At 63.7% G+C, this 19718-nt stretch carries 23 protein-coding genes and 1 tRNA gene; 9 read left to right on the forward strand and 15 right to left on the reverse strand.

Features of this window, described 5'->3' with window-relative positions:
* Nucleotides 1-6: 6 nt before the first annotated feature.
* Together C444_RS00980 and C444_RS00985 are read right to left on the reverse strand one after the other, a co-directional pair.
* The gene (locus C444_RS00980) at nucleotides 7-621 is read right to left on the reverse strand and encodes an RPA family protein (protein WP_004590293.1); all 615 of its coding nucleotides are present in this window, start codon (nucleotides 619-621) and stop codon (nucleotides 7-9) included.
* On the reverse strand, nucleotides 622-1566 hold the full coding sequence (locus tag C444_RS00985; RefSeq protein ID WP_004590294.1) for a hypothetical protein: 945 nt from the start codon (nucleotides 1564-1566) through the stop codon (nucleotides 622-624).
* Nucleotides 1567-1744: 178 nt separating this feature from the next.
* On the opposite strand from C444_RS00985, the gene C444_RS00990 reads away from it, so the two are divergent.
* The gene (locus C444_RS00990) at nucleotides 1745-2029 is read left to right on the forward strand and encodes a DUF7091 family protein (RefSeq protein ID WP_004590295.1); all 285 of its coding nucleotides are present in this window, start codon (nucleotides 1745-1747) and stop codon (nucleotides 2027-2029) included.
* Nucleotides 2030-2111: 82 nt separating this feature from the next.
* Nucleotides 2112-3104, forward strand: coding sequence for a mannose-1-phosphate guanylyltransferase (locus C444_RS00995; RefSeq protein ID WP_004590302.1), 993 nt, complete (start codon nucleotides 2112-2114; stop codon nucleotides 3102-3104).
* Nucleotides 3105-3125: 21 nt separating this feature from the next.
* Here the strand turns inward: C444_RS00995 and C444_RS01000 are convergent, their stop codons facing one another.
* Together C444_RS01000 and C444_RS01005 are read right to left on the reverse strand one after the other, a co-directional pair.
* Nucleotides 3126-3908, reverse strand: coding sequence for an SDR family oxidoreductase (locus tag C444_RS01000; RefSeq protein ID WP_004590303.1), 783 nt, complete (start codon nucleotides 3906-3908; stop codon nucleotides 3126-3128).
* A 75-nt stretch (nucleotides 3909-3983) separates the two neighbouring features.
* Nucleotides 3984-4433, reverse strand: coding sequence for a TRAM domain-containing protein (locus C444_RS01005; protein WP_004590304.1), 450 nt, complete (start codon nucleotides 4431-4433; stop codon nucleotides 3984-3986).
* 435 nt (nucleotides 4434-4868) lie between these two features.
* Between C444_RS01005 and C444_RS01010 the strand changes: the two genes are divergently transcribed.
* On the forward strand, nucleotides 4869-5231 hold the full coding sequence (locus C444_RS01010; RefSeq protein ID WP_004590305.1) for a group I truncated hemoglobin: 363 nt from the start codon (nucleotides 4869-4871) through the stop codon (nucleotides 5229-5231).
* 394 nt (nucleotides 5232-5625) lie between these two features.
* Here C444_RS01010 and C444_RS01015 read toward each other — a convergent pair.
* The 5 genes from C444_RS01015 to C444_RS01035 all read right to left on the reverse strand — a co-directional run bounded on the left by C444_RS01015 (nucleotide 5626) and on the right by C444_RS01035 (nucleotide 9110).
* Nucleotides 5626-5730, reverse strand: a tRNA-Arg gene (locus C444_RS01015).
* A gap of 54 nt (nucleotides 5731-5784) precedes the next feature.
* A complete protein-coding gene (locus tag C444_RS01020) occupies nucleotides 5785-6081 on the reverse strand; it encodes a hypothetical protein (protein ID WP_004590306.1) in 297 nt (98 codons plus the stop codon).
* Nucleotides 6081-7178: a DUF373 family protein gene (locus C444_RS01025; protein WP_004590307.1), complete on the reverse strand. Its 1098-nt coding sequence runs from the start codon at nucleotides 7176-7178 to the stop codon at nucleotides 6081-6083. The genes C444_RS01020 and C444_RS01025 overlap by 1 nt, the downstream gene beginning before the upstream one ends.
* A gap of 44 nt (nucleotides 7179-7222) precedes the next feature.
* Complete coding sequence (locus C444_RS01030) at nucleotides 7223-7723, reverse strand: phosphate-starvation-inducible PsiE family protein (protein ID WP_004590308.1); 501 nt, start codon at nucleotides 7721-7723, stop codon at nucleotides 7223-7225.
* 37 nt (nucleotides 7724-7760) lie between these two features.
* Complete coding sequence (locus C444_RS01035; RefSeq protein WP_004590309.1) at nucleotides 7761-9110, reverse strand: MFS transporter; 1350 nt, start codon at nucleotides 9108-9110, stop codon at nucleotides 7761-7763.
* Between the two features lie 133 nt (nucleotides 9111-9243).
* On the opposite strand from C444_RS01035, the gene C444_RS01040 reads away from it, so the two are divergent.
* Both C444_RS01040 and C444_RS01045 read left to right on the forward strand, forming a co-directional pair.
* A complete protein-coding gene (locus C444_RS01040; protein WP_049909006.1) occupies nucleotides 9244-10272 on the forward strand; it encodes a radical SAM protein in 1029 nt (342 codons plus the stop codon).
* A 334-nt stretch (nucleotides 10273-10606) separates the two neighbouring features.
* A complete protein-coding gene (locus C444_RS01045; protein WP_004590311.1) occupies nucleotides 10607-11446 on the forward strand; it encodes a hypothetical protein in 840 nt (279 codons plus the stop codon).
* Here C444_RS01045 and C444_RS01050 read toward each other — a convergent pair whose 3' ends face one another.
* Complete coding sequence (locus C444_RS01050; RefSeq protein ID WP_004590312.1) at nucleotides 11447-11764, reverse strand: DUF7577 domain-containing protein; 318 nt, start codon at nucleotides 11762-11764, stop codon at nucleotides 11447-11449.
* A gap of 107 nt (nucleotides 11765-11871) precedes the next feature.
* Here C444_RS01050 and C444_RS01055 point away from each other — a divergent pair, with 107 nt between their 5' ends.
* A complete protein-coding gene (locus tag C444_RS01055) occupies nucleotides 11872-12387 on the forward strand; it encodes a CNNM domain-containing protein (RefSeq protein WP_004590313.1) in 516 nt (171 codons plus the stop codon).
* Between the two features lie 3 nt (nucleotides 12388-12390).
* Here the strand turns inward: C444_RS01055 and C444_RS01060 are convergent, their stop codons facing one another.
* The 3 genes from C444_RS01060 to C444_RS22860 all read right to left on the reverse strand — a co-directional run bounded on the left by C444_RS01060 (nucleotide 12391) and on the right by C444_RS22860 (nucleotide 14261).
* On the reverse strand, nucleotides 12391-12765 hold the full coding sequence (locus C444_RS01060; protein WP_004590314.1) for a YccF domain-containing protein: 375 nt from the start codon (nucleotides 12763-12765) through the stop codon (nucleotides 12391-12393).
* 235 nt (nucleotides 12766-13000) lie between these two features.
* Nucleotides 13001-14092, reverse strand: a complete 1092-nt coding sequence (locus tag C444_RS01065; RefSeq protein WP_004590315.1) for an aminopeptidase — start codon at nucleotides 14090-14092, stop codon at nucleotides 13001-13003.
* A 43-nt stretch (nucleotides 14093-14135) separates the two neighbouring features.
* The gene (locus C444_RS22860; RefSeq protein WP_004590316.1) at nucleotides 14136-14261 is read right to left on the reverse strand and encodes a DUF7859 family protein; all 126 of its coding nucleotides are present in this window, start codon (nucleotides 14259-14261) and stop codon (nucleotides 14136-14138) included.
* Nucleotides 14262-14420: 159 nt separating this feature from the next.
* Between C444_RS22860 and C444_RS01070 the strand changes: the two genes are divergently transcribed.
* On the forward strand, nucleotides 14421-15104 hold the full coding sequence (locus tag C444_RS01070) for an ArsR/SmtB family transcription factor (RefSeq protein WP_004590317.1): 684 nt from the start codon (nucleotides 14421-14423) through the stop codon (nucleotides 15102-15104).
* 57 nt (nucleotides 15105-15161) lie between these two features.
* On the opposite strand, the gene C444_RS01075 is transcribed toward C444_RS01070, so the two are convergent.
* Nucleotides 15162-15671 (reverse strand): metallophosphoesterase, encoded by a 510-nt coding sequence (locus C444_RS01075; RefSeq protein WP_004590318.1) that lies wholly within the window; start codon nucleotides 15669-15671, stop codon nucleotides 15162-15164.
* A gap of 66 nt (nucleotides 15672-15737) precedes the next feature.
* On the opposite strand from C444_RS01075, the gene C444_RS01080 reads away from it, so the two are divergent.
* Nucleotides 15738-16709 carry a cation diffusion facilitator family transporter gene (locus C444_RS01080; RefSeq protein WP_004590319.1) on the forward strand — a complete coding sequence of 324 codons (972 nt, stop codon included), beginning with the start codon at nucleotides 15738-15740 and terminating at the stop codon, nucleotides 16707-16709.
* Here the strand turns inward: C444_RS01080 and C444_RS01085 are convergent.
* Complete coding sequence (locus C444_RS01085; RefSeq protein ID WP_004590320.1) at nucleotides 16688-17440, reverse strand: hypothetical protein; 753 nt, start codon at nucleotides 17438-17440, stop codon at nucleotides 16688-16690. The two genes, C444_RS01080 and C444_RS01085, sit on opposite strands and share 22 nt — an antisense overlap.
* 76 nt (nucleotides 17441-17516) lie before the next feature.
* On the opposite strand from C444_RS01085, the gene C444_RS01090 reads away from it, so the two are divergent.
* The gene (locus tag C444_RS01090) at nucleotides 17517-19694 is read left to right on the forward strand and encodes an ATP-dependent DNA helicase (RefSeq protein ID WP_004590321.1); all 2178 of its coding nucleotides are present in this window, start codon (nucleotides 17517-17519) and stop codon (nucleotides 19692-19694) included.
* Nucleotides 19695-19718 lie beyond the last annotated feature (24 nt).

A 19718-nucleotide genomic window follows, 5' to 3' on the forward strand; every position in this document is an offset into this window, starting at 1 on the left:
CCGGAGTCAGTCCGCGCTGGCTTCGGCCTGCTCGTCCTGCAGGCTCTCCAGCGCACCGACGACCGACTGGCGGTAGTTCTCGATGGACAGTTGCTCGTACTCCTCGTCGGCCATCGCGATGTACTCATCAGTGGCCGGGTCCTCCAGGTCGGCCTCCTTGTACCGCTTGACCCGGTCGAGGGTTCGCTCGGCCGTCTCGACGACCCAGCGGTCACGAGTCGCTTCGTCGACCTCCGAGATGGATTCGGGGCGGATCGAGACGTTCACTTCGCCCTCGTCGGTCTCGTAGGTGCGTGGCTTGCCGACGACGGCGACGTAGGCCGGCGGTTCCAGTTCACGCAGCATCGACGCCGCGTCGGGCTGGTACTGCCCGGCGTACATGAAGAACGTGTCGCCGTTGGGGTCGACGACCCGTCCCTGCCAGTACTCGCTGTCCTCGCCGACGTCCTCGGTCTCGGTGAGGGTCCCGACCAGGAACACGCGGTTGGCGCGCTGCCCGGTCGGAAGGAGGACGTACACCGGCGCACGGTCGTCGTCGGATTCCTTGAACGTGTAGCTCGCGTCGTTGAACTCGCGTGCGAAGACGCGCCGTGCGACCTCGCGGGTGGGTGTACTCGCCATTTAGATCGACCTCGCTTTGATGAGAATCTCGTCAGCATCCACGGCGCCGGTCAGTCGCTCCTGCTCGTCGGCGAGCAAGTAGCGGCCGAACGTCGGGCCTCGAACGCGGTAGTACCGACCGAGAATCTTCTGTCGCATCTCGTCGGCGACGACGGTGGTGTCGAGCGCGTCCATCGCCATCTCCTTCCCCTCCTCAAGGGAAATGCCGGTCAGCTCCTCGGTCGCTTCCTCGTCGAAGATGACCTCGGTGACCTCCTCGCCGTCGTCGAGGACGCCCTTGATGCGGAGGTCGAACTCGCCCTCGACCTCGCCGTGTTCGTTACAGCGGCCGTTCTGGAGGACGCGCGTGCAGTCGTCCTCTGGACAGCGTTTGATAAGCCCGGAGCCGGACTGGATATCGACCAGCGCGCCGTCGGCCTCAACGCTGTCATCGCCAACCTCGATTGCTTCGTCGAGTTCCTCAATGGTGGTTGTCCGGTTGAGCTTCACGGAGAAGCGACCCTGGTACTCGTCGGTCACGACGTTGCGCAGGGCGTAGGACTTGCCTTCTTCGAGCGACGGGAGGTCGGACTTCGACCACTTCGTGAACTTGATCGTGCCCGTCTCGTCGCCCAGCAGGCCGACCTGAGCAACGGCGTCGGCGCGTGGCTCCCAGAGTTCGACGACCGTCGCGCGGACATCAACCCATTCCTCGGGGGCGTCGACGTCGGCGACGTTGACCTGCTCGTTGCCGCCGCCGTCGCCGCCGCCCAGCTGATCGCGGTCCATGCCGGCCTCGTCGAGGTACGTGTTGACGACGCTCCGGCGGGCCTCGCTGATGGGGACCTGGTAATCGTTCACCAGCGTATCGAGACGTTCGACAACGTCGTCGACGTCTATCTCTAGCTGGTCGGAAAACTGCTCGTGTATCTCTGTCGCGTGGGTACGCAAATCTGACTCAGTCATTGGCTTTCACTGTCTCCGCCTGGTTTTCGTTGGGAGACATCCGACGCTTGGTCCCCTTCGGATATAAATACTCGCCCAGCGGAGTGGAAGTGAAACTGGCTCTGGGTGGCGGAATCCCGAAGGCGGGGTGTGAAAGCCACGCGAGAAGATTGATTTGTGGCCGGGCACAACGGTCAGTATGGCCGACGACGACCGACTCGCACGGTTCATCCGGGACACCTTGCGGTCGGCCGAGCAGCAACTCTCCGACGCAAAGAAGGCCTACAAGAACGGCAAGCGGTCGGCGGAGGCCGGCCTGCCCAGGGACGAGGAGGGGCGGGCCCGAATCGTCTGTCGCCGCCACGCCGAGTACCGCGCGGTATCGATGGACGAGCAGCGGCGGCCAGTCTGTTACGATGCGGAGAACCTAGATTGCCAGGGCTGTGTCGAAGACATCAGGGACGGAACGATAGAGACGTGGTAAGTGGCTGCTGGCAGTTGGTTCAGCTGATCCGCGCCTCGGTCGCCAGTACAACACTTTAGCACCGGCCGGGTGAAGTCCGGGTATGGAGCGACCAATCGTCGCGCTCGTCTTGGCCGGAGGCACTGGCACGCGCCTGTACCCGGCGAGTCGGAGCGACCGGCCCAAACAGTTTCTCTCGTTTGGGGAAGACGAGTCACTACTGGCCGAGACTGTCAGTCGGGTCGGGTTCGCCGATGAAACCTACGTGTTGACGCGCGACTCCTTCGCCGATGGGGTCCGGGAGCGCGTCCCGAATGCGGCAGTACTGACCGAACCGGAACCGAAAGACACCGGGCCGGCGCTGGCGTACGCGGCCCACCGCATCCGCGAGCAGGTCGGCGACTGTGTTCTGCTCTGTCTGCCGAGTGACCACCGGATTTCGGGGCCGTTCGAGACAGTCGCACGGACGGCCACGCGGGTCGCAGTGGAAACCGAGGGGCTCGTCACCGTCGGCATCGAACCGGACCGACCGGCGACCGGCTACGGCTACATCAAGCCCGGCCCGTCCGGGAACGGCTTCGCGCCGGTCGAGACGTTCCACGAGAAGCCCGACCGTGAAACCGCGGAACGGTACGTCGAGGAGGGGTTCTACTGGAACGCCGGGCTGTTCGCCTGGACGCCGACGGCGCTCCTGTCCGCCGCGGAGTCATCGCCGCTTGCACCGATGGTCGAACGGCTGAACGAGGACCCCAAAGCGGCGTTCGACGCCGTCGGCCCGGTGAGCATCGACTACGCCGTGCTCGAAGAGGCCGAGAACGCTTTCGTCGTCCCGGCGGCGCTCGACTGGGACGACCTGGGCTCGTGGGACGCCTTCGAGCGAGTGCTGGACAGCCAGGACGGAAACGCGGTGCTCGGCGACGCGGTTACCATCGACGCCGACGGGAACGTGCTGGCGAGCGACGGCCACGTCAGCGCCGTCGGTGTCGAAGACCTCGTCGTGGTGTCCTTCGACGACCGCACGCTCGTCGTTCCGAAAGACGAGGCCCAGCGCGTTCGGGAGGTCGTGTCGGAACTGCGGGACAGCGGGCGGTTCTGACCGGACCGGCAGCCGGGGCTGTTAGCTCCGCATCGACCCGCCGTCAATCGGGAGTGCCGTCCCGGTGACGTAGGAAGACCGGGCCGACGAGAGGAACGCAACCACGTCCCCGAGTTCCTCGGGCTGGCCGACGCGCTGGAGGGGCGCGTCTGACCACGACTCGATGCCTTCCTCGTAGGAGTCGTACTCGCCGCGCTCGACGGCGGCTTCGACGAGTTCCTCGATGCGGGGCGTCTCGTGTGCGCCGGGCAGGACGGCGTTGACACGGACCTCCGGCGCGAACTCGCGGGCCTGGGTCTTCATCAGACCGATGACCGCCCGGCGGACGGCGTTCGAGAGTACCAGGTCGTCGATGACCTCCCGGACGGAGCGCGAGGTGATGTTGACGATGGTGCCGGCCTCGGAGTCCCGGAGGTAGGGATAGGCGGTCCGGGTGGTCCAGACGGCGCTCATCACCAGCAGGTCGTAGGCGCTGTACCACTCGCGCTCGGTCGTCTCCATGAACGGTCCGGGGGCCGGGCCGCCGGCGCTGGTGACGACGTGGTCGAGGCCGCCGAAGGTGTCGACGGTCTCCTCGACGAGCGCCTCGATCTGGTCGGGGTCAGTGATGTCGGCCTCGACGGCCAGTACGTCGCCGTCACCGATAGATTCGAGTCGGTCACGCGCCTCGTCGACGTGGTCCGGCGTCCGGCCACAGACTGCGACGTTGGCTCCTTCAGCGGCGAGCGCTTCGGCGCTTGCGAGGCCGAGGCCGCTCGTCGCGGCGGTACACAGCGCTGTGTTGCCATCGAGTTCGAGGTCCATATCGGCTACAAGAACCGACTGTCTCAAAGAAGTCCCGCTCGCGGACTGTCCCAGATACCCTGACCGCGGACCGGCCTAGCTGCCCCAGAAGTTGTCCCGGCTCCCGAGCCGCCGGCCGTCGTCGGGGTCGTCATCCGTCTCGTTGGTCTCAGTGTCGCTCTCTTCGGTTTCGGATTCCGAAAGTTCTTCGTCCATCTCCAGTCGCTCGACCTCCTCGGCGCGGGCGTGGTTCGAGTGGACGTTCGTCACCTTGACCAGCGACCGCGCCGGCGGGAGCACGCCGTCCACCATAATGATGAAGCCGTCCTCGGTCCGACCGACGCCGGCGCCGCTCTCGTGGATGTCCTCGACGTCGACGGTGACTTCCTCGCCCATCTTGACCGGCTGGCTCTTGAGCTCCGAGATCGGCTGGTTGTAGTGATTGCACCACTCCGCGCCGCCGCGGTCGCCGTAGTGGGTACAGCCCATCCCCTGAATTCGTTCGGTGAATTCGGGACAGTCGTCTGCGAGCGGACAATCGGCCATATCAGGGGATAACGTGGCCGCTGGCAAAACGCTTGCGACCCCAGCGCGGCGTCACACAGCCCGTTATGACATCTGAGGCGGTCACCGCCAGACACCTTACTGCCACTCGCCGATTGTCGGCTCGTTCGGCAGCGCCCGCAGCTACGAGACCACGGATGCAGCAGGCCTAGTTTGCCCCCGCTTTGTTCGTACGTCTCCCAAACGCAGTCAAAAGGAGCCGGTCGAGTGTAGGTAGCCGGGGGGAGTGACCGACCACGGCACGCCACCGGACGATCAGTACGGCCACCGGCGGTGCGAGCGGCTGGAATGCTTCGAGAGTCGGGTGCGCTGCAGGATGCCCCACGGCCGGAGTTGCGTCCGAGCGCCAGCGCGGCATTCTGTGCCGAATATGTTTTTCCACAACTGTCATGCCAGCCGCTTACCTGTCATGCGATAATGGCATCACAGTCCATCTTCGAGCGGATCGGCGGTCGCGACGCGGTCGATGCGGTAGTCTCGGACTTCTACGACCGAGTACTCGACGACCCAGTGCTCGAACCGTACTTCGAGGAGACCGACATGGACCAGCTCCGCAGCCACCAGGCGCAGTTCATCAGCGCTGTCGCGGGCGGCCCGGTCGACTACGACGGCGATGAAATGCAGACCGCCCACGAGGGCATGGGAATCACCGAAGACGCGTTCGCTAACGTCGCGACCCACCTCGAAGCCGCGCTTCAGGAGAACGGCGTCCCCGACGACGACGTCGAAGCGATTCTCACTGAGGTCGCTGCCATGGAAGACGACATCGTGGAGACGTAGCCGGCTGCCGTGAGTCAGACGCACACACAGCTCCGGAGCGGAGGCCAAGCCAGATTGTACAGCGGAGCACGGTATCGCCCTGCCCCAGCAAACAGAGACCGTGAAACTGCAGGTGTTTAACCCATATCTTCAAAACAGTAGCTGGGTGTGAAAATGTCGCTATTACATACGTGTTGCCGGAAAACCCATGCGTGTGAAGGGGACAAAACCGGTACCATCCCCCCAAGTCGGGTTGCCGTGCCTCTGACAAGTCATGCAAACTGACGCGGTACTGGTAGTCGTATGCCCTTCACTGCAATACTAAGGGAACCTCGTAGTTCGTTCCGGAGACGATTGGTTTTGTGAGACCGGACAGCAAATGGTATTGATGCTTCTCGTTGTTGGTCGCAGATAACGGGCACGGTGGGATTCGAACCCACGACCGTCGGATGTCTTCCCCCAATGGCAGCGCCAGCGGGGATAGAAGTCCGACGCTCTATCCGGACTGAGCTACGTGCCCTCGCTGTCGTGTACTTCCGGTGGTGACAAAAGAAATGCGGAACGCAGTCGCCGGTCAGTCACCGTGGTCGAGGTCTTCTTCGACGTCATCGGCCGTCGTAATAGCGTTTACATTACCGGTCTGAATTGCTGTCAGCCCGTCCAGCTCACAGAGGGCGTCGATTTCGTCCTGCGTGGTCGAGACCAGCAGGTCGTCAAACTGGAGGTGGCGCTCGACGGTCGCGCCGGCGGCCTCCGCAGCGGCGGCGACGCTCTTGGGGTCGGCATCGTCGGCCGTTTCGAGAACCAACTCCACGGGCTCGCCGTCGATAGGGTCCGCACGCAGACTCTCGACGACACGGGAGACGTACATCACTCGGACGAAGGACCGCCGGGGCCTTGATTGTGCTGTTCGGGGTGGTCGAAGCGTGCCTCCGCGACAGCAAAGGCCAGCGTACTGACTAGACCGAGCAGGGTCCCGCCGGTGAGCATCACCGCGAGGTACTCCAGGTCACGAACCCCGAGGAAGAAGGCGCTGACGGCGTGCAACACGGCGGCGATCGACAGGACGTAGAAGGGGGCGTTGAGATATCGCCAGCGGAAGCTGCCGTCGAGGTACTCGTCGGTCACGCGGCCGAGGCTGGAGGTGATGCCGGCGGCGGCAAACCACTGAATCGCACCGGAGACCAGCGACGCGATGACTTCCAGCGCGTCGGGGTCCGTCTGGCGTTCGAGTTCCTGAACACCGCTGACGCCGCCGATAGCGAGCAGTGCGGCTGCGACGACGTAGGTGATGATCGTCACGCGCCCGGCGTACAGCCCCGAGGTCGCCCGTTCGACCGCTTCGTCCAGTATCTTTTCAGCGCCGAGGCCTCTGGCGAGGATATAGAGCCCAAGCAGGCCGGAGATGACACCCAGCGCGGATCCGGGGTAGCCCAGTGCCTCGATGGCTATCGTCAGCGGGTAAATCAGCAGGAGGATGCCCAGCGGGACCAGAATCGTCCCGCGGGTCTCCGGGTCGTCGAGTACCTGCTTGATGGTGTAGTACATCGATTCGAGGTTCTGGGCCTGCCGGACGACGACGCGGCGGACGCCGTCGATGCGGACCCGCGAGCGGATGACGGGGACGACGGATTCGTCCTGTGCGCCGTCGGTGACGATGAGCGCCCGCACGTCCTCGCTGGCGGCCAGCGACGCCAGCACGGTATCGACCTCCTCGCCGACGGCCCGGTTGGCAGCGACATCGCTCCCGTCGACGCCGGTGACGGCGGCGACCTCGACTGGTTCGTCGGTGATGTCGTCGTAGATATGGACGCCCTCGAACAGGACGTTTACGTCGGAGTCCTCCGGGTCGTTCGAGGCCAGCGCTACCGCTGCGTCTACGACGGCATCGCGCCCGATGACTGGCGTGTCGATGCCGGTCTTGCGGCCGAGGTCGTCGTCGAGGTCGATACACAGCACCAACAGCATCTACCGGCGCTACGCCGCCTGTCTTTAACTTCTTTCGGGACCGGTTACCCTGATTCCGACAGCGTCCCGCGGGTCCGACGCTCGACGAGCAACAGCGCCGCAAGCCCGAGAATAATGAGCGTGTACGCTGCGGCAGCGGTGAGCGCGGCCTGTTCGGAGCTGTACTCACCGGTACGGAAGATGATAGCCTTCCGGACCATCGCGATGACGCCGGTGTAGATGACCAGGCGGACGATTCGGCGTGTCTCGCTTTCCTGCGTGTACGCGACCACGGTCTGGTACACCTCGACGATGATAAAGAGGAGGAGAGCCGTGTCGATGAAACCGACAACGACCAGCGGGTCGGTGATATCGCCGCGGAGCGCGCTCTGGAATATCTGGAGGGTCAGATCGAAGACACCGATGGCAAAGAGGAGAACCAGTACCAGCGCCGCGATGACCTCGACGTATCGGATGAGCGACTCGCTGACCCCCAGCACCCTGTCGTCGAACGACTCCGCTTCCGGCAGTGGCCCGCCCACGGGGTCAGAATCCTCGTCATCCATACACACGAAACGGACGCCAGACCATTCAAACCGGTCCCTATCTAGCGTGGCCCGGGTCCGCCGGCCGGGGCTCGTAAGCGTCCTGTGTCACGCCCAGTCGGGAGACGAGCCACAGGACCGGGAGCAACAGTATGCTCCCGACGACGAAGGGCGACCAGTAGCCGACGGCGAAGTACAGCCCGCCCATAACAGGTGGACCGACGGTGCGGGCCAGACTACCGGCACCCTGCGTGATACCGAAGGCGCTCCCCTGAAGGGCGGCGCTAGCTCGCTGGGAGACAAGCGCCGTCAGCGTCACCGAGAGGATACCGTTGCCAAGCGGCAGGAGCGTCAACACAAGCAAGAGGCCGAGCAGGTCAGCGGTGAGAAACGGGGCAACTGCGGTCAGGTCGGGCAGGATCGAACCGAGGAGCCGCGAGGCCGGAATGGCACCGACGCCGACGACGAGCAGCCCGCTCCCGAACAGCGAGAGTCGGACCGGACTGTAACGCGCCGAGAGTCGGCCGACCAGCACCCCCTGCGTGATGACTGCGAGAACACCGATGTATGTCAGCAGGAGCGCGCTCTGGGCGGCCGTGTAGCCGTAGATATCGGCGACGTAGGGGACGAACATCACCTGTACGCCGGAGAAGGCAAAGGAGACGAGAAAGAAAGCTGCGAGCAGCGGTCGGAGGCCAGGCGTCGATACCGCCGCCCGGAGCTGGGTAATCGACGAGGTGCGGTCGGTGGTGGCTGCGGCCGCGGACTCGGAGACGGTCCTTGACTCGGGGAGAAAGAGCAGGGCGACGAACACACCGGCAAGACTCGCGGCCGCGGCGGCAAAGCTCGGTAGCGAGAACCGGGTGATCGGGACGGCTGCCGGCAAGAGGCCGTCGACGGCGGCGACTGTGGCGTCGAAACTCAACACCGCGCCGATTCCGGGGCCGAAAATGAAGCCAAGGCCGAAGGCGGCTCCGATGAACCCCAAGGCTGCAGCCCGGCGCTCCGGCGGTGTTACGTCGGCAACGTAAGCCTGGGCCGTCGAGAGGTTGCCGCCCATCGCACCGGCCAGCAGTCGGGAGAGGAACAGGAGCCACAGCGCGTCAGCGAGGCCGAACACCGTCCACGCGACGACGGAGCCACACAGCGACACCACCAGCACTGGGCGGCGGCCGACGCGGTCCGACAGTGAACCGAGAAGTGGCGCGAACACGAACTGCATCGCGGAGTACGAGGCAGCCAACAACCCGATGACGAACTCCGTCCCGCCGGGGAACGTACGCGTGTAGTACGGGAGGATGGGGATGATGATACCGAAGCCCAGCAGGTCCAGAAAGACGACGAAGAAAACGACCGCGAGGCCGCGACGGCGTCGGGACCCGGTGATTCCGGCCCCGGTCTCTGTCATACCACCGTCTGCGTCGGGGAGCGGGATAAGAGCGCCGGACGGCCGGAACAGCCAGGGGACGACCCATGCCGTCCCATCCCACGCCGGGACCGATGCGCACGCTTTTTCCCGCTGGGAGGAGTGGCTAGAGACAATGATTTCCGAGGGCTGCGAACAGTGCGCCAAAGGCGGCAAGATGGTGCTGTTCGTCTACGGCTACTGCGACCAGCGAGACTGCTTCTACTGTCCCCTCGGGGAAAACCGCAAGAACGTCACCCAGATGTACGCCAACGAGCGTCCCGTCGAGGACGACGCCGATGTCATCGAGGAGGCCAAGCGTATGAGCGCGCTCGGCACCTCAATCACGGGTGGCGAACCCCAGGAAGCCCTCGACCGGACCTGTCACTACCTGGAGCTGCTGAAAGACGAGTTCGGCGAGGACCACCACACGCACCTCTACACCGGCATCCCCGGCGGCCGCGAGAACATGCGCCGCCTCTCGGAAGCGGGGCTCGACGAAATCCGCTTCCACCCGCCGCTGGAGCAGTGGGGCGACCTCCACGGGACCGAGTGGGAGGACATCCTCTATATCGCCCGCGAAGAAGGACTGACGCCGGCCTTCGAGATTCCCGGCATCCGCGCCGAGGAAGAGTTCTTGGAGTTCCTCGACGAGGGCGCGGCCGACTTCTGTAACATCAACGAGTTCGAGATGTCCGACGGGAACTACCGCCGGATGCAGGAGGAGGGCTTCGAGCTGAAAGACGACCACATGAGCGCCGTCGAGGGCTCCCACGACATCCTGGAAAAGATGGGCGACCACGAGAAGGTGTACTTCTGTACGAGCGTCTTCAAGGACGCCGCCCAGCACCGCTCGCGGCTCAAGCGCATGGCCCGTAACATCCGCCGCCCGTTCGACGACGTGACCGACGATGGCACGCTCGTCTACGGGAAGGCCTGGACCACCGAAGCCCGACTTGAAACCCTCGGCGTCCCCGAGGAGTACTACACCGTCAAATCAGAGCACGTCGAACTGGCCTGGTGGCTGCTGGAGGAGATGGTCGAAGAGGGCGACGTCGAGAAGGGCGAAATCGTCGAGCAGTACCCGACCTACGACGGGACGGTCGTCGAGCGGACGCCGCTGTCGAACAGTGCTGACGCCGGACGAGCGACGGCCGACGACTGAGAACAGCGTCGTTTTGTCATTCTGCGCGATGGCATCTCCGGGAGCGAGAGCCCTATACTGTCGGGAGTGTGTAATTGGTGGATAGAAATTGGAACAGCCAGAAAGCCCTCGCGTTCAGTCCTACTCAGACCGGCTGATCAATCAGCAACAAGGTGGGACTGAAAGAAGCGGCTGGCTCCGGGAAGACGGCCGCTGCAAGGACCGCAGCAAGTCCCTCAACCGGAGCCAGCCGGGGCTTTCTGGCTCTCTGTGTCAATTATTACTAAACTAAACACTACTGTGCCGTCCGGCCTGAGTTTTATTTATCAGTCGGGTGAAAGTCAGGTACCCCTCCATGCGACTTGCTATCGACAGCGGCAAACTCCTGTATGCACTTGGTGTTTTGTTCGCCGCGGCGGCGCTCCTGTATTTCGTCCGGGACGTCGTGTTCGACCTCTCGATAACGGTGAAAGCAGCACTGCTGTTGCTTGGCTTTATTGCGCTGTTCGTTGCGGGTGTGGCCCTCGAGCGGGACGTGCTTGACGTCGTCGCCTTCGCTCTCAGTGGCGTGACCTACGTCGTGTTCGTCGGCTACGTCGTCGTTCGGTATTCGCCGGGTGAAACGGGCACGTTCCTGTTGCTCGCCCTGTCCGCGGGGCTGTTCGTCGGGCTCGGCTACGCGCTCCGGGCAGGGATTCCGACACCGTCGCGGCGAACGGCGGCGGTGGTACTCGGGAGCCTCCTCGTCGTGAGCGGCGTGTTCGTTGGAGCCGACGCGCTCAGCGGCGGCGTGACCTACGACGTGCAGACGGACGAGTCCGTCACCGTGTCGATCCCGGAGACGGAGCAGACCCCGGACAGGTACCCGTACATCGAGGCGGAGATCGGGGCCGTTACCGCGTCGAACCCGTCACCGTTTCTACGGGCGCTAACCCTCCCCTCGCTTTCGGGCTGTCTGGTCGGGCCGACAGACCATCCACAGGACAGCGTGTATGTCGACACCGATATCGAGTGGGACGAGGACACCATCGGCGCTTCGACAACGAAGTCCTACGCCGTCAGCGCTGAGTTGCCGATTGACCCGAACCGGACGGAGTCGAAAACGTACACTATCGAACAGGGGATCGACTGCAGCGCGGAGCGCTCCGAGCCGACGATAGCGATTCAGGTCGACGGACGCAACAGAGTAGACTGACTACTCCAGTTCCGTGAGACACTCCTGGCAGTAGGTGGCGTCTTCCATGTTCGGTGTGCCGCAGGTGTCACAGGTCACGACCGATAGACCGGTCTCCGAGAGCGGTGACGTCTCGTCGGTTAGTGCGTCGACCGGCCAGTCGGGGCCGGTCGGCGACTGGTCCCGCATCTCGGCGCGCTGGTGGGCCTGTTGGATGAGTTCGTCGTCACGCATCGCTTCGAGGCCGCGCCACAGCCCCAGAAACAGTAGCGTCGGCGCGACGATAACGAACAGGCCAGCGATGACGCGCAACGCCAGTTCCACCTGGCCAAGTGGCATACGATAACAATGGTCTGGAGCGTCGAATATCCTTCGTCGTATCCGTCGACTCACGGGTCGACAGGCCGCGTCGCCGCCTTCTTCCCTCGTCTCGCTGAAGGCAGGGTATGAGTGGCCCTATCGTAGCAGTCGGTGGCGGACTCGCAGTGGTCGTGCTTCTCGGATTGAGCGCGTTCTTTTCCAGTTCGGAGATAGCGGTGTTCTCGCTACAGAAGGACTGGATAGCACAACAGGCAGCAACGGGGGAGCGACAGGCGCAGGTGCTGCAAGAACTGTACGATAATCCACATCGCCTGCTGGTAACGCTGCTGGTCGGCAACAACATCGTCAACATCGCGATTTCGAGCATCATCACCGTCCTCGTCGCGAGCTATCTCTCGCCGGGGCCGGCAGTCGTTGCAACCACGGTCCTGACGAGCTTCCTCATCCTGATTTTCGGCGAGATCGTGCCGAAAGCGTTCGGCCTCGGCAACGCACAAAAATGGGCACTGACCGTCGCATCGCCGGTCCGGATCGTCGAGCGCGTGCTCTCCCCGCTTATCACGTTGTTCGACGGGATTACCAGTCGTATAAACGCCCTCATTCCCGTCGAAACGGACATCGAGAAGCCGTATTTGGACTGACCGTCAGTACTGATACAGTGAAACGACGAACGGGAGCTTGTTGTACATCCAAATCGCCAGCGGCAGGCCGACAATCGTCACCGACAGCGCGTACGCGACGCCGGTCCAGATGCCGCTGGCCCACCAGCCGACGAAGACGAACCAGACCGCGCGGACGAGCAGTGAGTGCTGCGAGCCGCCGTCGGTCTCCGTGACGAGTCGGTCGCGTCGCTTGAGCGTCAGCACGAGCGGCACCCTGTTTATCATCTTGATGCCCAGCGGAAGGCCGATGATTGTGACGTTCAGTAACCACGCGACCGAGAGCCAGATACCGGTCACCCACCAGCCGACGAGCAGGAACCACACCGCCCGAACGAGGAGGGGCCGCTGTTCACTCATACCTGAACCTACCCTGGCCGGCATCATAAGCTTCCTCTCCGGTGTGAGGATAGAAATCGAGCCAGCCACACAGTGTAGATTCGGCATTACGCTTCGAACCCGTCTTCGAAGACGAACGTCCCGTTCCGCTGGACGACCTGCACCGACCTTTTTCAGCGTCGGGTCGCCTCTGGCGACCGCTCCTTGAAAAACGTCGACGAAAAGGCCGACCGCTCACTCAGTTCGCGGTCGGTACTCAGTCCTCGAACCCGTCTTCGAAGACGAACGTCCCGTCTCGTTGGACGACCTCGCCATCGACTTCGATGAACGAGTCCTCGCTCATGTCGACGATCATATCGACGTGGACGGCCGACTCGTTTTGCTCGTTGTCCTCGCCGACGGTCTCGTCGTAGGCTCGTCCTACCGCCATATGAACGGTGTCGCCCATCTTTTCATCGAACAGCATGTTGTAGGAGAACTGGTCGATATCGCGGTTCATGCCGATGCCGAGTTCGCCTAGCCGGTTCGCGCCGTCGTCGGTCGAGAGGACCTCGCTCAGAAGGTCCTCGTTCTTGGCGGCGCTGTGCTCGACGACTTCGCCGTCCTCAAAGCGGAGGAAGACATCAGTCACTTCCCGGCCCTGGTGGTACAGTGGCTTGTCGAACAGCACCTCGCCCTCGACGCTGTCGGGGACCGGTGCGGTGAACACCTCGCCACCAGGGAGGTTCTTCTCGCCGTAATCGTTGAGCGTCTCGTTACCGGCGACCGACATCGTCACGTCGGTCGTCTCCCCAGAAACGATACGGACCTCCTCCGCGGGGTCCAGAATCTCGACCATCTGTGCCTGGTGCTCGCGGACGGCGTCCCAGTCTTTGAGGACGGCATCCCAGACGAAGTTCTCGTACCCCTCCGTAGAGGTCTGGGCGAGCTGGGCGTTAGCGGGTGCGGGGTACTGTGTGAGACACCAGGTCTTCGAGAGTCGTTCGTTCAGGAGTGGCTGCTGGGACTGCTGATAGGCGGCCGTCGTCTCAGGGTCGACGTCGCTGGTCTCGGTGACGTTGTCGCGGCCCTTGATCGCGATGTACGCGTCCATCTCCTCGTACAGCGCTTCGATATGGCTCGGCGTTTCGAACTCGTCCCGGTTGCGGAGATAGGCGCGGCGGAACCGCTCACCGAGGCGGTTCTGCACGACAAGCGGGTTCGCGCCGCGGTCGGCGGCAAACTCGTGTAGCGCGGCAACGAGGTCTTCGGCCTGCGGGTGGGCGTCGATAACGATGTTGTCGCCTTCGCTCAGGTCGATAGAATGGTCGACGATGACTTCCGCATGTTCGCGAATACGTGGGTCCATACAGATAGGCACCACCGGCGGCCCCTAATCGTTACCCTCCCGGCTACTTCTTCTTGCTCTGCTGGAGCCCCTCTTTGAATCCCTGAAACGTCCGCCGGAGCATCAGATACATAAAGAAGAAAAACAGGAGCACAGCGGCGAGGAGTGCGTAAGTGAGCAGGTCAGCCATACCGGCGGTTGTCGAGCCGTCATCAAAGTCCTTTCGGGAGTCGTGCCTTCGGGCGTCTACTGGGCGATATTGGAGGGTAAAATACGGGTTTGACCGATAGCTACAACGACCACTGTGCTTTGGCAAAGACTCATAATCCCATAGAACATACAGATAGTCATGTCGTTGCTGCCCTCTCGGGACCCGGCGACCCCGGACGCCGAACCCCGAGTTATCGGTGTCGACAGTGAGGATGCGGACGACGTGCTGTCGGCACTCTCGGCAGAGACCGCGCGCAACTTACTGTCAGAGCTAAACAAGGAGCCAGCACCGCCGTCGGAGCTGGCCGACCGGGTGGATACGTCGCTGCAAAACGCGCAGTACCACCTGAAGAAACTCAAAAACGCCGGTGCGGTCGAGGTCGTCGATACGGCGTACTCCGAGAAGGGCCGCGAGATGGACGTGTTCGCGCCGGCCAACCAGCCACTCGTCATCTGTGCCGGCGACGAACAGGAGACGTCGGGCCTGCGGGCGGCGCTGGCGAACATTATCGGCGGGTTCGCGATCATCGGCTTCGCCAGCCTGTTGGTCCAGCAGGTGTTCGGGAGTGGGCTTGGATCGCTGTTCGGCGGCCCGACAGTGTCGTCCGGGAGTGCGGACACTGGTGCCCGAGATCCGAGTTTTTACTCCGGGAACGCGACCGTGACCGACGGCGGCTTTGAGGCTACTGCGGGCGCACTCGACACTGCTGCACAGGGCGGTGCCGAGGCCGCCGCCGCTGTGATTCCGCCGGGGTTAGCGTTCTTCGCCGGCGGCGCATTCGTCATCGCGGGCATGGCGGCGCTGTGGTACATGCGACAGTAGCCGCGGATTCGATTCACTGTGACGTGAGCTTTTGGCGGAAATTACCGTGTTACTGTCTTACCGCTCGACGAGAGTCGTCGAAATCGGCGTCCCGTCCGGGGAACGGAGACGGACGCGGACGTTACCAGCCATCACATCCAGTTCCGCATGGGCCGGCTGGTAGCGCCGCGGGTCGGCATAGCTCCCCGGGTTGACCAGCGTCCAACCGCCGAAGTCGGTCAGCGTGGGGTTGTGTGAGTGCCCGACGACTACGACATCGGCCTCCTCCTGTCGAGCCAGCATGCCAAGCGAGGTTTCCGAGTGCTCGTGGCCGTGAACGATGACGATGGTGAGTCCTTCCCAGGAGACGGTCGCAACGTCGGGGAGTCGGGCGCGGACCGCTGGTCTGTCGTTGTTCCCGATAACACCAGTCAGTTCGTCGCATTCGGCGTCGATAGCGTCAAGGACCTGCTCAGTCATGAAATCGCCCGCGTGGAGAACGTGGTCGGCCTCGCGGACAGCATCGAGCGTCCGACCTGACAGTCGATGGTCGTCCGTCCCGTGCGTATCGGAGATGACAGCGAGCATACCCCCGGTAGTGGAGCCAGGTATAAATCCAGAAGCATTTTGCGTCACGGTCGTGACGGAAAAATAATGGCAGGGAGCAAGTCAGTCGTCATCGCCGCACTGATAGCCAACGGCGCGATTGCGATCCTGAAGTTCTTCGGTTTCCTTCTTACCGGTAGTGCTGCGATGCTGTCGGAGACGTACCACAGCATCTCAGACACCGGGAATCAGGTGTTTCTGCTCATCGGAATTCGGTTCAGCGAACGGGAGCGCGACCGCCGCCATCCCTTTGGGTACGGCAAGGCGCAGTTCTTCTACAGTTTTCTCGTCTCCGTGTTCCTGTTCGGCATCGCCGGCTGGGAGAGCGCGAAGCACGGCTGGAACGAACTCATGGCCGGCGGCCACGGCGGCGGTGGACACGCCGGTGAAGCGGTCGAGTTCCTGTTTTTCTCCTTCCAGCCCCCGGCCTGGCTGGACCCGCTGTGGGTCAACTACACGGTCCTTCTGGGCGCTTTTGTCTTCGAGACGTACGCGCTGGTGAAGGCCCGCGCCGAAATGAAACGACAGATCGACCGGAACGACTGGTCGGGCTACCGCGAGGCGTTCCGCAAGACAAGCGACGTGACCACGCTGACCGCGCTGACAGAGGACACCATCGCGCTCACAGGCATCGTCATCGCGCTGGCCGGCCTGTTCCTCGAACAGCAGACCGGCAACCCCTTTTTCGACCGGATTTCAGCCCTACTCATCGGGATTATGCTGATGGGCTTCGCCCTGGCGCTGGCCTGGGAGAACAAGCGCCTCCTGCTGGGGGAGAGCCTGCCGACGGACGAGGAACAGCGCCTCCGTGACGTCGTCATGCAGAACGAGCACGTAGACGAAATCGTCGGCTTCCGGACGGTCTACTTCGGGCCGAACGAGGTCATCGTCTTCGCAGACCTGCAGTTCGACCCGACGCTCGACACGGAGTCGATGGACAACGAGATAACGGCGTTGGAGTCGGCGATGCGCGAGACCAACGACAACATCAGGAAAGTCTACATCGAGCCGGAACTGTAAGGATCTCTGTCTTCGAGCCACCACGGAATCGGAACGCGCTCGAGATCGGTTGTGACTGTCATCGTCGTGTCGATATCCGGCCGCTCCGGGCGCTGTTCGGTGTGTTCGACGTGTCTGATTATCCCCTGCCGGTCGACGTACAGCCGCGACCGCCCGACTCCGGATTCGTTCCCGGCAGTCGATGTCTCGACCGTATCCGTCGCAGCCAGAACAGCGACCGGCCGGCCGCGCCACCTGACCGACTCCACCTTTCGATACGCAGTCTTCGATAGGAGCTGACGAAGCAGGTCAACTCCGGCCGGTGAGGCGACCAGCGATGTGTTCCCCGTTGCCGGCGTGGTGGCGTATGGCGTATCGGGGTCGTCGCGGACGTTCGTGTACACCGTCCCGTCGGCGAGGACTACGTCGTCCGATATCGGACCGAACCGTCGCTGGACGCGCTGAACGCCTCGCTGACGGTCTATCCAGACGTCGAGCGTATTCTGTGGCCCCGCCTGTTCAACGTGGCGGTGAAAGCTGCGTGTCGCCAGCGCCCGCTCGTGGCGGTCGAGCAGTCGCGCTACGTTGACCGTGCCGTCGCTAGTGGGGACCGGCACCGTCTCGTCCGGCGAGTCAGTGGGGACTGGCGCTGGCGTCACCGGGTCGCTATCGTCCGCCGTCGGACCGGCCGGGAGAAAGCCGGAACAGCCCGCGAGAAGCGCGATACCGACGGTGAGCGTGACGCGCCACATATGGTTCTGGAAGGGCGCTCGCGGCAAGTAGCTGTGGGGGCGAACCCTTTTGCCGGTGAACGGCCAAACCAGGCCTGTGGCGACGACCGACGACGGGTACATGCGGTTTTTCCCCTTCGAGGAGCCGTACGACCATCAGCAGGAGGCGATGGGAACGATATACGACGCCCTCGATGAGGGCCGTGACGTACTGTTCGAAGGGGCCTGCGGGACCGGCAAGACGCTCGCATCGCTGGTCCCCGCGCTAGAACACGCCCGCGAGACGGGCAAGACCGTCGTCATCACGACGAACGTCCACCAGCAGATGCGCCAGTTCGTCGAGGACGCCAGAGCAATTACCGACCAGGAGCGCCTGCGAGCGGTCGTCTTCCGCGGCAAGGGGTCGATGTGTCACATCGACGTGGACTACGAGGAGTGTCAGGCGCTGCGGGACACGACCCGTGATCTGGTCGACGTCGAGAGCGACATCGCCGAACTCGAACAGCGCGAAGGGGAACTCCTCTCGGACGGCCAGGCTGGCAGCAGCGAGGCGATGGAGGCCCGTAACGCCGTCGTCGAGGAGCTCCGGGACCTCCAAGACGAGCGCGAGGAAATCGAGACCGAACGGTCGACCTGTGACCACTACTACCGGAACCTCACCGTCGACACCAGCGAGTTCTATTCCTGGCTGTTCGACGACGTTCGGACGCCCGACGACGTGTACGAGTACGCTCACCAGCAGGGACTGTGCGGCTACGAACTGCTGAAAGAGGGGATGGACGGCGTCGACCTCGTCGTCTGTAACTACCACCACCTGCTGGACCCGACCATCCGCGAGCAGTTCTTCCACTGGATCGGCCGCGACCCCGAGGACATCATCGCCGTCTTCGATGAGGCGCACAACGTCGAGTCGGCTGCTCGGGACCACGCCCGGCGGACGCTCACCGAGAACACGCTCGACCAGGCGCTGGACGAACTCGACGGCGAGGACGACGCCCGAACCGACGCCGCAGCCAACGTCATCGAGACGTTCCGGGACGCGCTCGTCGAGGCCTACGAGGACTCCTTCGGGTTCGGCGAGCGTGAGGCCGTCGACGAGCACTGGGACGACGTCACCATCGCCAACGACGACCGGAAGGACGACCTGACACTTGCCTTCCTGCAGGGGTACACCGGCCCCGGCTTTCACGAGGAACTGGATCGGGCGCTGGAACTCGGCCGGGACCTCGACGCGCGCTACCAAGAGGCGTTCAAGAAGGGAGAACTGGACACCAGAAAGGAGTGCCAGACGCTGCAGGCCGCCGGCTTCATCGCCGACTGGCTCGACGAAACAGACGACACCGGTCAGTACCCCGTCGTCAGCGTCCGCCGCGACGAGTCGACGGACGACGTGTACGGCCGCGCGGAACTGTACACCTGCATCCCCGAACAGGTCACCCGCGACCTGTTCGAGGACCTGCACGCGGCGGTGCTGATGAGCGCCACGCTCCGACCCTTCGACGTGACCGAGAACGTGGTCGGCGTCGAGGACCCGGTGACGATGGCCTACGGCGCACAGTTCCCCGAGGAGCGCCGCCGAACCTACGCCGTCGACGGCCCTGCGCTGTTTTCCAGCGAGCGGGACGACCCGCAGACACAGCAGCGTATCGCGCGCACCCTCGAAGGCATCGTGCGCTTCACGCCCGGCAACACGCTCGTGTTCTGTCCCTCCTACAGCGAGGCCGAGCGCTACCACGACATGACCGCCGTGAGCGCGACCCGGTATCTGGACGAACCGGGAACCCAGGCGCGTGACCTCCGAGAAGCCTTCACCAGCGGCGACGACGGCGTCCTCTATACCTCGCTGTGGGGGACGCTTGGGGAAGGCGTGAGCTACGACGGCGACGATGCCCGGACAGTTGTGGTCGTCGGGGTCCCGTACCCCCACCTCGATGACCGGATGGACGCCGTACAGGACGCCTACGACGTGGCCTTCGGCGACGACGAGGCTGAGGCCGGCTGGCGCTACGCAGTGGAGATTCCGACAGTCCGGAAAACGAGACAGGCCCTCGGGCGTGTCGTCCGGTCACCTGATGACTTCGGCGCTCGCATCCTGCTGGATAAGCGCTACACGGAGGCTGCTGAGATGGAGATGCACGACTACGCCGTCCGGGGGACCTTCCCGCCCGAGGAACGGCGCGAGATGGTCGATATCGGCCCCGAGAAGCTCAAGTTCGCGATGCTGAATTTCTATCAGGACATGGACGCCTACGACGGGCCGCCGCCGAAGCCGTAGGGTCGCGATCCGTCGGACGACGGC

Source organism: Haloarcula japonica DSM 6131 (genome assembly GCF_000336635.1).
Taxonomy (GTDB): Archaea; Halobacteriota; Halobacteria; order Halobacteriales; family Haloarculaceae; genus Haloarcula; species Haloarcula japonica.